Here is a 13,451-nt window from a genome sequence, read left to right as displayed (position 1 = left end):
CTGTCAAATCTGATCAGCCAGAGTGTTGCAGGCCTCGATTATTTTTTCATTTGCCTTTTTTATGACCTCAAGTGGATTTTTACCGTTTGTGCGAACGTAAAGTTCAGGCTCCCCGACAAGCGGATGGGGAATGTTGTACCTCGCTATGATTACGTCGTCATCCTCGACCAGGTAGTGTTGAAGAAGATTAAGGTATGTATGCTCCTCTCCCTTGACTATGAGCCTGACGTAGTCATCTCCAATTTCAACGATTTTAACTTCCATTTTACCACTCCCCCTTTCCGTAATCCGTTGAAATTTTTCTCTTCTCGGTTCTTCCACATTCCGGACATTTAAGCATGTCGCCCTCCCTCACCATTTCACTTCTGCACACACCGCAGAGGGCCTTCAGAACACCCATTTCATTTTCTTTTGTTGAGAGCCTCAGGTTGTCCCCAATGACCCTTGCCTTGATGATGTCGAGATAGCTGACTGCCTCGTTTATGTTCTTAACGTACTTCTCGTCAACATTTGAAATGTGAAGGATTCCAATTCCCTTATTGGTGAGGGGTCTTTTCTCACCTCTTTTGCTGGCAACCTCCACGAGGGCGAGGGAGTTGCGAACATCAACAACCCTGCCCAAAATCACGTCTCCCTTGACAATTTCAGGAATTGGGGAAAAACTCCTCACGCTTGCCACCCTGTCCTCTATCACAAGATTTCCAGCAACAGCAGCAAAAAGCTCTCCATTTTCCTCGTAAACACCCTCACCTTTAATGTACTCTTCTGACGAGCCTATTCTATCTCCCGGCATTACAACTCTCATGCTTCTCAATCCTGAATACCTCTACGGGTATATATTTAAATGCTTTTTCATGAAACGAGTATGATCTTCTCAGAGGTATGGAGAGTTTCCAGAGATGGGTGATCGTGAATCCGTGTCTTGAGACCATGCTTCTGACAAAAACTTCGCTTCCAGCGGAGTGTATGGTGTATATTACATTTGAAATTTCCAGCGCCTTTTTCAGAAATGACCGATCTGCGTTTCTCCTCTGGATCCCGAACGGTGGGTTCATGACCGTTGTAACTTTCTCCCTGCATCGCAGATCATTCACATCCATGCAGATCAGGTCTATCTCCGCTCCGACTCTGTCTGCATTTTCTTCAGCTATTTTCAATGCCTCCAAATCGAGTTCTACACCAACGGAGTATGCACCAAGCAGTGAGCAGGATATGGCGAGAATTCCCGTTCCACATCCGAGATCAAATACCGTGTGCAAGTCACCAATCAGTTTTGCTGTGGTTGCAATGAATGCTGCAAGCCCCGGTGGTGTAACGTACTGCTCAAGCTTGATTTTAGGATTTTCAAACCCCTTCAGTTCCTCTAGAAGTATCTCAAGCTCTCTTTTCCTCATCAGTCAGTCCCATGCTCAAAAACTTTTTTACCTCTGTCAGATCCACCTCTGTGTCAACGCATCCTGTTTTTTTCAGAGGAACACATTGATGGGCAATGCCTTTCATGGACAGTCTCTCGCTTGCCTCGCACAGTTCAGGAATGCATGCGACGCCAAGGCAGGAGAAACATTCCAACGAGATATCCTTCAAAATTCTGTAAATCATGCTTCCACCCGGAACGATGTAAATGTGTTTGTAACCCATTTTTTCGGCAGTCTCAACAATCTCCGCAATGCTGCACGCTCCGCACCTCTGGCAGATGTAACCTTTTTCCGTAAGCTCCGCCCGACATTCTTTTGAGTTTCTGAGACACTGTGGTAGGAACACAACCCTCTTCGATGGGGGCAGCCTCTCCCAGTCTTTTTTGTATGCCCTGTTTTTAACGAAAATATATATCAGATCTGCCAGCCCTTCATCTTCTCCAATAACCTTCAGCGCCCCTTTAATCGCATTTTTCGAGCTCAAATCTGCTCCTGCAGATATAAGCTTTGATATGATTCTGTCTAACATCCATACGACATGAGCTGTTGGGATTTTAAATTTTATCCTATACTGCCAATCTTCGCTGCCAGTCTGGCCAGCACCTCTTTTCTTTTTGCCTGAACGAACTTGATGGATCCGACAACCAGATGTCCCCCTCCATCAACCCCTGCAACTATTTCTTCCCTTAGTTCTCTGACTATTCTCGGAATATCAAGCTCCACCCCCTCGCTTCTGATCACAGCGAAGTCGGGGCCGTAACCAATGGTAACAATCCTGTCATGCTTTTGCTTCAACCTGTCGTGAACTTCTCCGGTCAGCTTTCCGGGTGGTGGAAATGTAAATTTCTTTGCGTAGTTTTCCACATCCAGTGCTGCAAGGGCAATTCCATTTGGCAGGGTCTGAACCCTGACCCCTTCCATGGCAGTTCTTACCTGCTCCTCTATTGCCTCCTTTGCATAACCGGAGAGCATCTCCACAAGTTTTTTGTGCCTGTCCTGTCTTCCGAAACCGAGTATTTCGTGCATTATCTGGCTGGCAGATCTGAATCTGAGGTAAAACCCCTCATATTCAACAGCAAGTGCTATATCCGCAAGCTCCTTCCTGCTTATTCCTGTCAGTTCTATGTATTTTTCCACCTCACCCTCGGCCCTATCACCAACAACGCTTATGGCGGCAAGATGTTTCATGTCAAGATCGGAGATCATTCTTGCTATTTCAACACACAGAATGCCGGAGGTGTAGTTGCTGTCTCCACCGACCTTGTAAGGATTTACGTGGTGGAGCAGGTAACGATCGACCTCCTCATCGGGAAAGTGGTGGTCAATTGTGATCACATCAGCACCGAAGAGCAGGAACTGCCTTATTGCCGGAATGTCCTCAACTCCGGAACCGTTGTCAACAAGAACGACAAGAGGGATCTTGTCCCCATGCCTCTCCACATCCTCAAGACTCTCATCCAGATCTCTTACAACATCCTCAAGCTCGTAAAACGGCGCTCTTGAAACCTTCCTTTTTACCAGATAGTATTTTGCCTCGCTGTCGGAGTGCACCCTCTCAACCAGGTCAGCAAGCGCTCTCTCAATTGCTACACCTCCGCATGTGCCATCTGCATCCCAGTGGTGTCTGATTATCACGGGCCTCGACTCGTAAATCGCCCTTTTGAGTTCTTTTGCCACCCTCATCATTTCCTCCCTGAGCTCTTCAAGCACTTTGCTCTCAATCAGGAAACCTCTGAACTCGGGTTCACAGGCCCTCTCGATCTCGTCCTCAATTCTTTTTCTTACCTCGTATGCTTCCTTTCCCAGTAGCTTTTCCATTTCAAGAATCTCCAGTTGTAGCTTGGTGTCCCTTCTCTTTACCACACCGACAACCCTTACAACGTCATCAGCTCTAACCTCCGGGTACGCCCTCTCTCCCCCCTCAAAGGCGGCAGCATTAACACTCCCCTTTCCGTCGAGGAGTGTAAAAATCGTCGGACCTCCTGTCAATTTTACATGCGTAACCATTCCTCTGACTTCTACCATTTTTCCGATGTACCGTTCAAGATCTGAGATTTCGACCCTTGTGGCTTCCTTTGAAACATCAACAACAGCAAAACCGTCCATCTTCACCGGCTTTAGGTCGATTTCGCCACTGAGGGTTATATTGCTAACCTGAACAAGCACCTCCTCGTCCTCGTTGAATTTAAAGCCTCCAAGATTTTTTTTATGTATCAAACCCCTGAGCCTTTTGTTCAGGTTGACGAAAACACCTATATCGGTTACGGCCGAAACTCTACCCAGGTAAATTCTGTTGAGCCTGACATCCTCAAGCCCGCAGGAGTTGCTGAGCCTGTAAGCGTGGGGCCTCCTTCTGCAGGAGGGGCAGAGCTCATGGTTGCCCACAACTTTTGCTCCGCAAATCCTGCACTTTCCCACCTTTCCCGTCCCGTTGCACATCCTGCAAACCTGCATGATTTTTACCTTCCCTGCCCCTCCGCAAACGCCGCACACACCACTCATAAACATCTTCAACTGCTCATCCGAAAGTTCAGCAGTAATTTTTGGATCGAAACTCCTAGCCTTTCCGCTCCCGTTGCAGATTTCGCAGGTTTTTTCGACTTCAATATAGCCTCTGCCCCCGCAGGCCTCACATTTCATCAGCCCCACAATTACAGTTGAGTTAATAATACTATCCTGACCGCTGTTGTGACGGTAAAGAAGGCAATTGCGATAAGGCTGAGGAACTTAAAAATTTTTACTGATTCTCTGACGGCATTCAAATCTGCATCTCTGCCCGGTAGAGAGTAGTATCCCGGTTTTTCGAGTTTCACATTCAGAACATACGACATCGCAGCTATGCTGCATCCATTGAACTTTACGCCATTTTTTAAGCCGTATCTTGCAGCCCCCCTCTTCAAGACCTCAAAGAACAGTAGAGAAACTCTTGCTGGGATGTAATTGAGCGCATCATCAAGCCTTGCAGCAAATTTACCGAAGTACTCGTATCGTCCCTTCCTGTAGCCAATCATTGCATCGCATGTGTTCACCGCTTTGAATACCATTGCCCCTCCAATACCGAAAACTGAAAAGTAGAAGAGTGGTGAAACCAGACCATCGACGTAGTTCTCAGCTACGGACTCAATTACCGCCGAACAGAGCTGGCTTTCGTTAAGTTCGGATGTGTCTCTGCTTACGATCTGCTGCACTGCTGTCCTGTCAATTCCACCGGCAATACACCTTTCAGCGTGTTTCACCATGCTTTTTACCGAGATAGCGGAGAAAAGCAGGTACGCATGCCAGACATAACGCAGAGGAGAGGGGAATGGGGCAGAAGCCAATAAAAACGCAAATGCAATGATTACTGCTGTGGAGATGGCACCGTAAATTAGGTCGAGAGCTTCATTGCGGATCACCAGTCTCTCGAAAAAGGATATCAGCTTTCCGAACCAGAAAACAGGATGGATATGAAGCGGTGGTTCAGAAACAAGAAAATCCAGAATTGCTGCTGTTAAAAGCACAGCGATATCCATCGGCAGAAATGGTGTAATTTGCTAGAAAAAGCTTGTGTTCATGTCTCGGCTAATGCACTTGATGCGTACTTCTCAATAATCTCTTTGAGCATTTTTCTTGTGAATGGCTTTTCAACCACCTCCTTTGCTCCGCTCTGAAGCATTTCCTTTCCCCTGCTTCTGGCAAAGGCTGTCAGACCGATAATCACGGCCTTTGGGTCGATTTTCAGTATCTCCTTTGTAGCCTCTACACCGTCCATCTGTGGCATGGAGACATCCATTAAAACGATTTCCGGATGAAATCTTTCGTACAGCTTTATCGCTTCGAATCCATTGGACGCTTCAATTATTTCAAAATCTTTCAGCATAACCTTGATTATCTCTCTTATGCTATCATCGTCGTCAACGACCATTAGTCTGATGCTCATTATTACAACAATTCTTATCTCCTCTTAAAAGCTTTTCTTATAATTTTGAAATTCGGCACCCAAAACCTCCCCGGTTGGCTCTGCAACTTCAAGTACATCAGTACCTTTGAGATAGACTTTATCGGGAAATACAGCGTTAAAACCTTCATATGGTGTCCAGTCACATCTTGAATGCAGGTCCTCCGCCCGTATCTTTCTGACATTTTTCAGATCAAAAACAGCAAAATTTGCATAGTTGCCGACCCTGATTTCTCCATAACCCCTGAAGCCGAAAATTCTGGCAGGGTTGGAGGCAATCTTCTCCACAAGGTCGCCAAATCTTATTATTCTCATCGCTGCGAGATGGACAAAAATGGGATACATCGTCTCAACACCCGGAAATCCTGGCGCACCACTCTTTTTGTCCTCCAGAGTATGTGGAGCGTGATCCGACGCTAGTATATCAGCCATATGGAAGTGCTTCAGCAACCATTCTGCTTCATCCCTGCTCCTGAGGGGAGGATTTACGTTCACGGCATATCCAAGTCTCCTGTAGTCGTCAGTGGAGAGAAGCAGGTGATGAGGAGTTACCTCAAAAGTCGAATCGCTGTTGCAGATTCTTTCTGCTGCATCTCTTGTGGATATGTGGCAGAAGTGGAAATTGGATATGGTAAGGCATTTTTGAACCGCAAACACCTCCGCCTCTTTTTTTCTGAACCTGAAATTTGGAAAGCCCGTATCAACATACGCCGGGTCCTCTGCATGAATTGTCAAAAGTACGTTTTTAAGATTAGAGATGGCCAGTCTGAGTGTTTCGTATCTTATCTGCAGGTTATCATTGCTGTGCTGAATAAAAACCTCCCCTACAGCCGGTACGAAGTACCTGCTCCTGATCTTTTCCAGAATTCCAGCAATTTCTCCGAAATTCGAGTTGGTGAGGGCGAGGTTCAGGGTGTAATCAACGTGAACGTCACTTTTCGCTTTCTCCATCCTCTCGAAATAAACTTTTTCCGAGTCCACGACGGGCCTTGTATTTGGCTGGTCCACCACGAGACAAATGCCACCGTATTTTGCCGCCATGGTTCCGGTTTCAATCGTTTCCTTGTGTGCTTCATCAAAATCTCTGAGATGGACATGAACATCAATTCCGGCCGGCAGAATGACTCCTCTAACTTCTTTACCCTTTACAAGTTTTCCTATTTTCTTGATTCTCCCTCCATCGACCTCAATTCCTGCCTCTATAAACTCTCCTCTGTAGAAAACCTTACCTCTTATCATTCAAAAGCTCCTCAAATCTTTTAACGGCGTTTTTCACCTTTTCCTCGTTGCTGCCAGAGAACTTAACCACCACGTATCCCGGTTTTGGGTAGGATCCGATCTGCACGTCCGGAAACTCCTCCACCACCCTGTTGAGCCTGTCAACTATTCTCACTTCAAAACCCTCTACTCTTACGCTTTTTTCGTAATAACTGCCTTCTTCAAATCTCTCCAGTATTTTTTCAAATGTGTTTTCCATCTCAGCCGGTACACCGGGCATGACGGCAACGTTCTCCACTATAAAAGCTGGAGCTGCACCAACATCATTCCAGATGATTTCGCAGCCCTCAGGAACCGAAGATATCTTTTTAACGGCATCCTCGTTTTTGCTTATTTTATTCAACCACTCATATACCTGTTTGTTGACAACGAGCTTTCTCCCGAAGGCTTTCGCAACTCCTTCGGCAGTAACATCGTCATGTGTCGCTCCAAGTCCACCGGTTACAAGAACAAAGTCGGCTTTTTTTGCAGCCTCTCTTATCTCCTCGGCGATCTCCTCCACATCGTCAGGAATGGTGATTATTCTTCTCACCTTATGTCCGAGTCTGGTAAGCTTTTTTGCCATGTATGCGGCATTTGTGTTGTGTATGTCTCCGCTCAGTATTTCGTTTCCAACGGAAATTATGATGAAGTCCATAATGGAAGAAAGAAGTTTTAATTTAAAATATATTACTGAAAAAGTCTTTTGAACATCCTGCCCTGCAGTCCGTGGAAGGCTGCGAACCCCTCCGCAAGTTTCTGGTCTATTGCCTCTGTATCGAAGGATACCAGTTCCTCCGAGTAAAGGGCGAAATTCGAGTATCTTGCAACCGGGAATGCATATCCCTTGTAAAGCCTGATTTTGACCCACCCGGTAACTCTCTTCTGTGTTGTATCGATAAAGGCGTTCAGAGCATCGTAGAGCGGATCGTTGGTAAGACCATGGTAAACGAGTTCTGCCCACTCCTCTTCAACAAGCTTTTTGAACTTCAACTCTTTTCTGCTCAAAACGAGCTTTTCCAAATCTCTGTGAGCCGTTATAAGAATCGTAGCTGCTGGATGCTCGTAATTTTCCCTCGCCTTGAGACCGAGAACCCTGTCCTCAATCATATCCGTTCTGCCCACGCCATGCTTTCCTCCAATTTCGTTCAGTTTTTTAATCAGCTCAAAGCCATTCATTTTCACGTCATTAAGTGCGACGGGTATACCCTCCTCGAAATCGATTTTTATAATTTCAGCCTTTTCCGGGGCCTTCTCAGGACTTACCGTCCATTCGTAGATCTCTTCAGGCGGTATGAAGGATGGATCCTCCAGTTTTCCCCCTTCAATACTTCTGCTCCAGAGATTCTCGTCAATACTGTACGGTTTTTCCTTTGTAGCGGGAACGTCGATGCCGTGTTCTCTTGCGTATTCAATCTCCCACTCTCTCGTAAGATTGAGATCCCTTACCGGGGCTACAACCTTAAAACCGTACTGCCTGAATACATTTTCGAATCTGAGCTGGTCATTTCCTTTTCCTGTGCATCCGTGAGCAATGGCATCTGCATTTTCTTTTCTGGCAATTTCAACAACTTTACCAGCGATAAGCGGTCTTGCAAGAGCTGTGCCGAGAACGTACCCTTCGTATTCCCCATTGGCCTTAATAAGCCTGAACAGTTCGTTTACAAAATCGCTTTTCGCATCCACCGTATAATGTCTGTCGGCGTATTTCGTCCCTCTCTCCTCTGCCTGCCTGATGTCGGATTCTGGCTGGCCAATATCAACTGTGACCGTAATCACCTCATCGTAACCGTACCTTTCCCTGAGAAGTGGAATGCAGACCGTCGTGTCCAGGCCACCTGAGTACGAGAGCACTGCCTTCATGTAACAAATATGCCGGAATGTTTAAAGCTTTTTAGCCGAAGAAGAATATCAGCTTTGATCAGGAAAAATTTTTTAAACCCATAATTAAAAAAGAGTTCTTCGCAAGGAGGTGGAGAGATATGATAAAGAAGGTGCTGTTTCCAGTTGATTTCTCGGTGGTCTCGGAATATGCCTTCGGCAACTGCATACCGAGATTCTTTTCAACGGGTGTGGCACACGAGCTTATTCTGTTTCACTCTCTCGATGTAGGATTGCAGACTCCAGAGGAACTTAAAGTTGCTGAAACTCTTGTAGAAAAGTATCAGAAAAAACTTGACCAGATTTCCAGCGAGTTTGAAGAGATAGGCATAAAAACAAGAGCCATCGTAAGAATGGGGACTCCGGCACTGGAAATTGCCAGGCTGGCGGAGGAAGAAAATGTTGACCTGATTTACATGCCAATGAAAGGAGAAAATATATTCAGAGAGATGCTGATAGGCTCCACTGCAGCAAACGTTGCCAGAGCCGCAAAAAAACCGGTACTTCTTGTCAGATATGAATGGGATCGGGGTAAAAAAGCCGTTAAGTGCTACTGGGATGCGAGAAGGGTGTTTGACCGGCCACTGATATCGGTTGATTTCTCGCCATGCTCCGATAGGATAATGCAGTCTACCGACCTCTTCAAAGAGCTCGTAAAAGAGGCAATTTTACTGCATGTTGTGGATTACGGGAGTGCAAAGGATATTGAAGAAAATATAAAGAAGGCAACAGAAAACATGAAAAAGTATGCAGAGAGACTGGACTTCCCCAGCCAGATTGTTGTCCACAGCGGTGTTGCATCGAAAGAAATACTCATGACCGCTCCTGCAATGGGCTCAACACTTATAGTAATAGGAAAAAGGGGACGCAGCATACTTCAAATACTGATGGGCAGCACCGCAGAAATAGTCATCAGAAACTCGGTATTGCCCGTACTGATTGTGCCGTGCGATTAAAAAATTAGAATCCAAGCTCTTTTTTAACCTCTTCAATCTCTTTCTCCAGTTCATCAAGCTCTGCAAATCCAAACTCCTTCTCCCCTGCTCCTGCGAGTTTCCAGAACAGCCTTGCCACTATCGGCATCATCTTTCCTGCATATCCGGGGGAGTGTGGAAGAAGTTTTGCTGCAAGGTCTCCGAGTTTTTCCAACTGCTCACTGGTCAATTTATCCAGATTCATGCTCGCTTCTCCAAGCAAGGCCACCCCAGATCCCACAACTCTTTCTCTCTGTGCATAATATTTGGCAGCCTCACTCGTTATTCTGTGCACACCCATACTATCACCCAATTTTATCTTTGTTTTCAAAATATAAGAATATTGCGGTAAATTAAAATCATTCAGATTTCCAGGCTAATCTCTGAGAGATACTATGATTACAGCCACTAATATTAAAAATGCACCAAAATACTGCGTTAGAGACAGCATTTCGGTAAGCAGAAGAACGCTGAACAGATGAGAGAATACACCTTCAAGAGATAGAATTACTGCCGCATCGGATGATTTTGTATAGCTTTGAAGCCAGTTTTGAAGCATTTTGGCCACAAAGGTTGCAAAGAATGCTGTGATTAGCAATGCAGCCACAACTGTTGTATTCACTTCGAATTTTAGCGTGGTGAATGCTGCAAAGGGTGCGGAGAGGATGAATATTGCAAAGGACTGCCAGAAGGCGAGCATTGTCGGGTTGCTTATGCGGGAGTAATGGGAGATCATGGCAATTTCAGCCCCAAAAAACAGGGCACAGAACAGCATCAGTATATCGCCAAAATTGAATCCGGAATATCCCGAAAGGAAGTAGAAGCCAATAAACGCCAGAAACACACCAAACACGTCTCTTCTGTCGAATAAATCCTTGTAAACCAGCCATGAGATTATCGGGGCCAGAACAACATAGGTTGAGGTTATGAATCCCGCATTTGTTGCTGTGGTGTACTCCAGACCCACCGTCTGGAATGTGTATCCGAGAAACGAGGCTATGCCAATTTTAAAACCGGCTTTGAAATCCCAGCCTCTTAAAAAAGGTAAGAAGAACAGGCATGCGATAAAAAATCTGACAGTATTAAACGCAAACGGGGACATGCTTTCCAGCGCTACCTTAACCACGGGAAAAGTCGAACCCCATATTAAAGCAACGACCATAAGCCCGAGATCTGCGTGCAATCTTCTCATTTCTCCCAGACCCCAAATTTTGTTTAAAAACTTAACCTTTTAAGTATCGAAAATTTTTTAAGTATCCAAACATGGTAAAGGCGAGGTGTTGATATGAAAAAAATTGTTCCGATATTGTTAATTCTGGCGGCTGTTCTGGTACTCGGATGCGCACAGCAGCAGGCCCAGGAAGAGCAGAAAATCAAGCTGGTTGAGAAAGGTGTACTGACTGTTGGAAGTGACATCGCATATCCTCCATTTGAGTATACCGATGAAAAGACGGGTAAGTACACGGGATTTGACATAGATCTGATGACAGAAATAGCAAAAAGACTTGGTCTGGAGGTGAAATTCGTTAACACAGCCTGGGACGGTATCATTCCGGGACTTCAGGCCCACAAATACGACGTGATATGTTCAGCAATGACTATCACGGAAGAGAGGAAGAAGCAGGTGGATTTCAGTGACCCGTACTTCGAGGCAAAGCAGGTGATTCTGACAAGGGCTGACGACAAAAGCATCAACAGCGCTCAGGACCTTGCTGGGAAGGTGGTTGCGGTGCAGCAGGGTACAACCGGTGATTTTGCTGCTCAGAGACTCATAGACGAGAAAGGCATCAAAATAGTGGAGATAAAAAGATTTGAGGGCACTCCAGAGGCTCTGATGGCCGTTCAGAAAGGTGATGCTGACGCTGCCATCATAGATAACTTCGTTGCATACCTCGCTGTGAAGGAGAACCCGAAAGTTTACAGGGTTGTTGAGGATCCCGCCTTCCCACCGGAGTACTACGGTATAGCGGTCAACAAGGATAACCCTGAGCTTTTGAAGGCAATAAATCAGGCGTTAAAGGAGATCAAGGAGGACGGAACGTACGATAAAATCTACAAGAAGTGGTTTGGAGAGTAAGAAAAAATTTTTTTATATCTTAACTTTTTTCCCAGTGCGATGGCGGCCATAAATCAGTTCGACGTGGATCTGTTCATCAGGATAATACCGGACCTTGCATTTGGTGCGATGGTAACTTTGAAGCTCACTCTGGTGTCAATACTTTTTGGGTTGATTATAGGCACCATTGCCGGGCTTGGAAGGGTCTCAAAAAACTTAATTCCTTTTGCACTCTCTACCGCATATGTTGAGGTTATAAGAGGTACTCCGCTTCTTGTCCAGATCCTCATTGTTTATTTTGGTCTTCCGGCAATTGGGATAAATCTGCAACCTGAGCCGGCTGGAATAATCGCTCTGAGTGTATGCAGCGGAGCTTACATAGCGGAAATAGTAAGGGTTGGAATAGAATCAATTCCTCTCGGCCAGATGGAGGCTGCAAGAAGTCTAGGGATGACCTACCTCCAGGCGATGCGTTACGTCATTTTTCCTCAGGCGTTCCGCAACATACTTCCGGCTCTGGGCAACGAGTTTATAGCACTGCTCAAGGATTCCTCACTTCTCTCCGTGATATCTATAGTTGAGCTGACAAGGGTTGGGAGACAGATTGTCAACACGACCTTCAATGCGTGGACACCGTTTCTCGGAGTGGCCCTCTTCTATCTCCTCATGACCATACCGCTTAGCAGGCTTGTTTCCTACTCACAGAAGAAGCTTGGTGTATATGAGGTAAAATGAAAAAAGTATTTATCTTTAATTAGAAATATCCATCGATGGTCGAGGAGGAGATTCTGAGCATTCTCGAGGAATCGGGTGCTTTGAGCTCGATCGAAATCGAAAAAGAGCTCGAGCTTCGCGGTGTAAGCATTAGAGCGAGGACTGTCAGGTATCACCTGAAAAAACTTGAGGAAAAGGGACTGGTCAGGAGAAACAGTGGTGGAAAAGCTGAGCTGACTGAAAAAGGGCTGAAGGAGCTTAAAAGGAAGAGTGCCTTTGAACGGCTTGGAGAGTTCTCGGAAAGAATAGAGTTCAATGTTTACTTCTGCGATTTCGACGTGTACTCTCTCTCGGGCCTTGTACCAACAAATGTTGCCTTTATTGACAAAAACGATTTCGACATGGTTCTATCGACAATCCGGGAAATCTGTGATGGCTTTCCGTTTCTAATTGCAAAGAAGGTCGTCATCACCGATGAAATGGAAGAAATAGGAGGAATCAGAGTTCCAAAGGGAAAGTTCGCTCTTGGGGCGATATCCAACACCCTTCTAGACGTGATTCTGAGGGGAGCCGGGATCAGCACATATCCGGAATACGCTGCTTTGCTGAGCGTCGAGGATATGAACCCCAGAGGGATAACGGAGCTTATAAGCTACGTTGGTACGACTTTGAGCCCGGGACAGCTTTTACTGAAGGCCGGACTGACTTCGGTACACTCTGTGATTGAAAAAGGAAGAGGAGAAATCATCGTGGCCATAAGGTCATTCAGCAGGTATGCGATCGATATAGCACGAAGGGAGTTGGAGCTTGCCGAGTCTAAAGGCATTGGTGGTGTGATAAAACTGCTGCATCCAGCCGACAGGAGATTTGGTCTACCCGCAGGGCGAAGAGCGAGAATGATTGTAAGTGCAGGCCTGAATTTTCTTGCACCCATCCATGAAAAGGGCGTTTCAATGGATATCAAGGTGAACGAGCTTTTTGTTGATTTCAAAGAGTTTCGTGATTTGTGATTTTATGGCAAAATTTTTCCGAAAGTCTTATATGTAATAAATTTTGAAAATTTTAAATACATACAGTTCGAGGTGGTCAGATGTTCAGAGGAGTTGACTTCTACAACGTTGACGAGCTTTTGAGTGACGAGGACAGGCTTGTGAGGAGTGCTGTCAGAGAGTTTCTGGAGAAGGAAATTGTTCCGCTCATTGTCGATGCGTGGCACG

The 13,451-nt window shown here is 45.8% G+C and carries 16 protein-coding genes; 4 read left to right on the top strand and 12 right to left on the bottom strand.

Annotated features, from left to right (window positions below; all coding sequences use genetic code 11):
* Positions 1–3: 3 nt before the first annotated feature.
* The 10 genes from JFQ59_RS01265 to JFQ59_RS01220 are packed head-to-tail and all read right to left on the bottom strand — an operon-like array spanning position 4 to position 8,472.
* On the bottom strand, positions 4–264 hold the full coding sequence (locus JFQ59_RS01265) for an RpoL/Rpb11 RNA polymerase subunit family protein (RefSeq protein ID WP_202318585.1): 261 nt from the start codon (positions 262–264) through the stop codon (positions 4–6).
* A 1-nt stretch (position 265) separates the two neighbouring features.
* Positions 266–805, bottom strand: a complete 540-nt coding sequence (locus JFQ59_RS01260) for an exosome complex RNA-binding protein Csl4 (RefSeq protein ID WP_202318785.1) — start codon at positions 803–805, stop codon at positions 266–268.
* Complete coding sequence (locus JFQ59_RS01255; protein WP_202318584.1) at positions 780–1,394, bottom strand: METTL5 family protein; 615 nt, start codon at positions 1,392–1,394, stop codon at positions 780–782. The genes JFQ59_RS01260 and JFQ59_RS01255 overlap by 26 nt, the downstream gene beginning before the upstream one ends.
* The gene (locus JFQ59_RS01250; protein ID WP_202318583.1) at positions 1,375–1,944 is read right to left on the bottom strand and encodes a DUF116 domain-containing protein; all 570 of its coding nucleotides are present in this window, start codon (positions 1,942–1,944) and stop codon (positions 1,375–1,377) included. Before JFQ59_RS01250 ends, JFQ59_RS01255 begins: the two co-directional genes overlap by 20 nt.
* 32 nt (positions 1,945–1,976) lie before the next feature.
* Positions 1,977–4,055: a DHH family phosphoesterase gene (locus tag JFQ59_RS01245; protein WP_202318582.1), complete on the bottom strand. Its 2,079-nt coding sequence runs from the start codon at positions 4,053–4,055 to the stop codon at positions 1,977–1,979.
* 11 nt (positions 4,056–4,066) lie between these two features.
* A complete protein-coding gene (gene cbiB, locus JFQ59_RS01240; protein WP_230972193.1) occupies positions 4,067–4,927 on the bottom strand; it encodes an adenosylcobinamide-phosphate synthase CbiB in 861 nt (286 codons plus the stop codon).
* Between the two features lie 38 nt (positions 4,928–4,965).
* A complete protein-coding gene (locus tag JFQ59_RS01235) occupies positions 4,966–5,334 on the bottom strand; it encodes a response regulator (protein WP_202318581.1) in 369 nt (122 codons plus the stop codon).
* A gap of 24 nt (positions 5,335–5,358) precedes the next feature.
* Positions 5,359–6,591: a dihydroorotase gene (locus JFQ59_RS01230; RefSeq protein ID WP_202318580.1), complete on the bottom strand. Its 1,233-nt coding sequence runs from the start codon at positions 6,589–6,591 to the stop codon at positions 5,359–5,361.
* A complete protein-coding gene (locus JFQ59_RS01225) occupies positions 6,578–7,267 on the bottom strand; it encodes a competence/damage-inducible protein A (RefSeq protein ID WP_202318579.1) in 690 nt (229 codons plus the stop codon). Before JFQ59_RS01225 ends, JFQ59_RS01230 begins: the two co-directional genes overlap by 14 nt.
* A gap of 32 nt (positions 7,268–7,299) precedes the next feature.
* Positions 7,300–8,472 carry an argininosuccinate synthase gene (locus JFQ59_RS01220; RefSeq protein ID WP_202318578.1) on the bottom strand — a complete coding sequence of 391 codons (1,173 nt, stop codon included), beginning with the start codon at positions 8,470–8,472 and terminating at the stop codon, positions 7,300–7,302.
* Positions 8,473–8,591: 119 nt separating this feature from the next.
* Between JFQ59_RS01220 and JFQ59_RS01215 the strand changes: the two genes are divergently transcribed.
* On the top strand, positions 8,592–9,446 hold the full coding sequence (locus tag JFQ59_RS01215) for a universal stress protein (RefSeq protein ID WP_202318577.1): 855 nt from the start codon (positions 8,592–8,594) through the stop codon (positions 9,444–9,446).
* A gap of 4 nt (positions 9,447–9,450) precedes the next feature.
* On the opposite strand, the gene JFQ59_RS01210 is transcribed toward JFQ59_RS01215, so the two are convergent.
* On the bottom strand, positions 9,451–9,765 hold the full coding sequence (locus JFQ59_RS01210) for a hypothetical protein (RefSeq protein ID WP_202318576.1): 315 nt from the start codon (positions 9,763–9,765) through the stop codon (positions 9,451–9,453).
* Between the two features lie 75 nt (positions 9,766–9,840).
* Positions 9,841–10,656, bottom strand: a complete 816-nt coding sequence (locus JFQ59_RS01205) for a DMT family transporter (protein ID WP_202318575.1) — start codon at positions 10,654–10,656, stop codon at positions 9,841–9,843.
* 93 nt (positions 10,657–10,749) lie between these two features.
* Between JFQ59_RS01205 and JFQ59_RS01200 the strand changes: the two genes are divergently transcribed.
* The 3 genes from JFQ59_RS01200 to JFQ59_RS01190 are packed head-to-tail and all read left to right on the top strand — an operon-like array spanning position 10,750 to position 13,244.
* Positions 10,750–11,541 carry a basic amino acid ABC transporter substrate-binding protein gene (locus JFQ59_RS01200; protein WP_202318574.1) on the top strand — a complete coding sequence of 264 codons (792 nt, stop codon included), beginning with the start codon at positions 10,750–10,752 and terminating at the stop codon, positions 11,539–11,541.
* A gap of 39 nt (positions 11,542–11,580) precedes the next feature.
* Positions 11,581–12,255 (top strand): amino acid ABC transporter permease, encoded by a 675-nt coding sequence (locus JFQ59_RS01195; RefSeq protein ID WP_202318573.1) that lies wholly within the window; start codon positions 11,581–11,583, stop codon positions 12,253–12,255.
* Positions 12,256–12,290: 35 nt separating this feature from the next.
* On the top strand, positions 12,291–13,244 hold the full coding sequence (locus tag JFQ59_RS01190; protein ID WP_202318572.1) for an NrpR regulatory domain-containing protein: 954 nt from the start codon (positions 12,291–12,293) through the stop codon (positions 13,242–13,244).
* The last annotated feature ends 207 nt before the right edge of the window (positions 13,245–13,451 follow it).

It is taken from the genome of Archaeoglobus neptunius (genome assembly GCF_016757965.1).
Taxonomy (GTDB): Archaea; Halobacteriota; Archaeoglobi; order Archaeoglobales; family Archaeoglobaceae; genus Archaeoglobus; species Archaeoglobus neptunius.
Note: the sequence above shows the minus strand (reverse complement) of the source record. Positions and strands in the feature narration are given on the sequence as shown.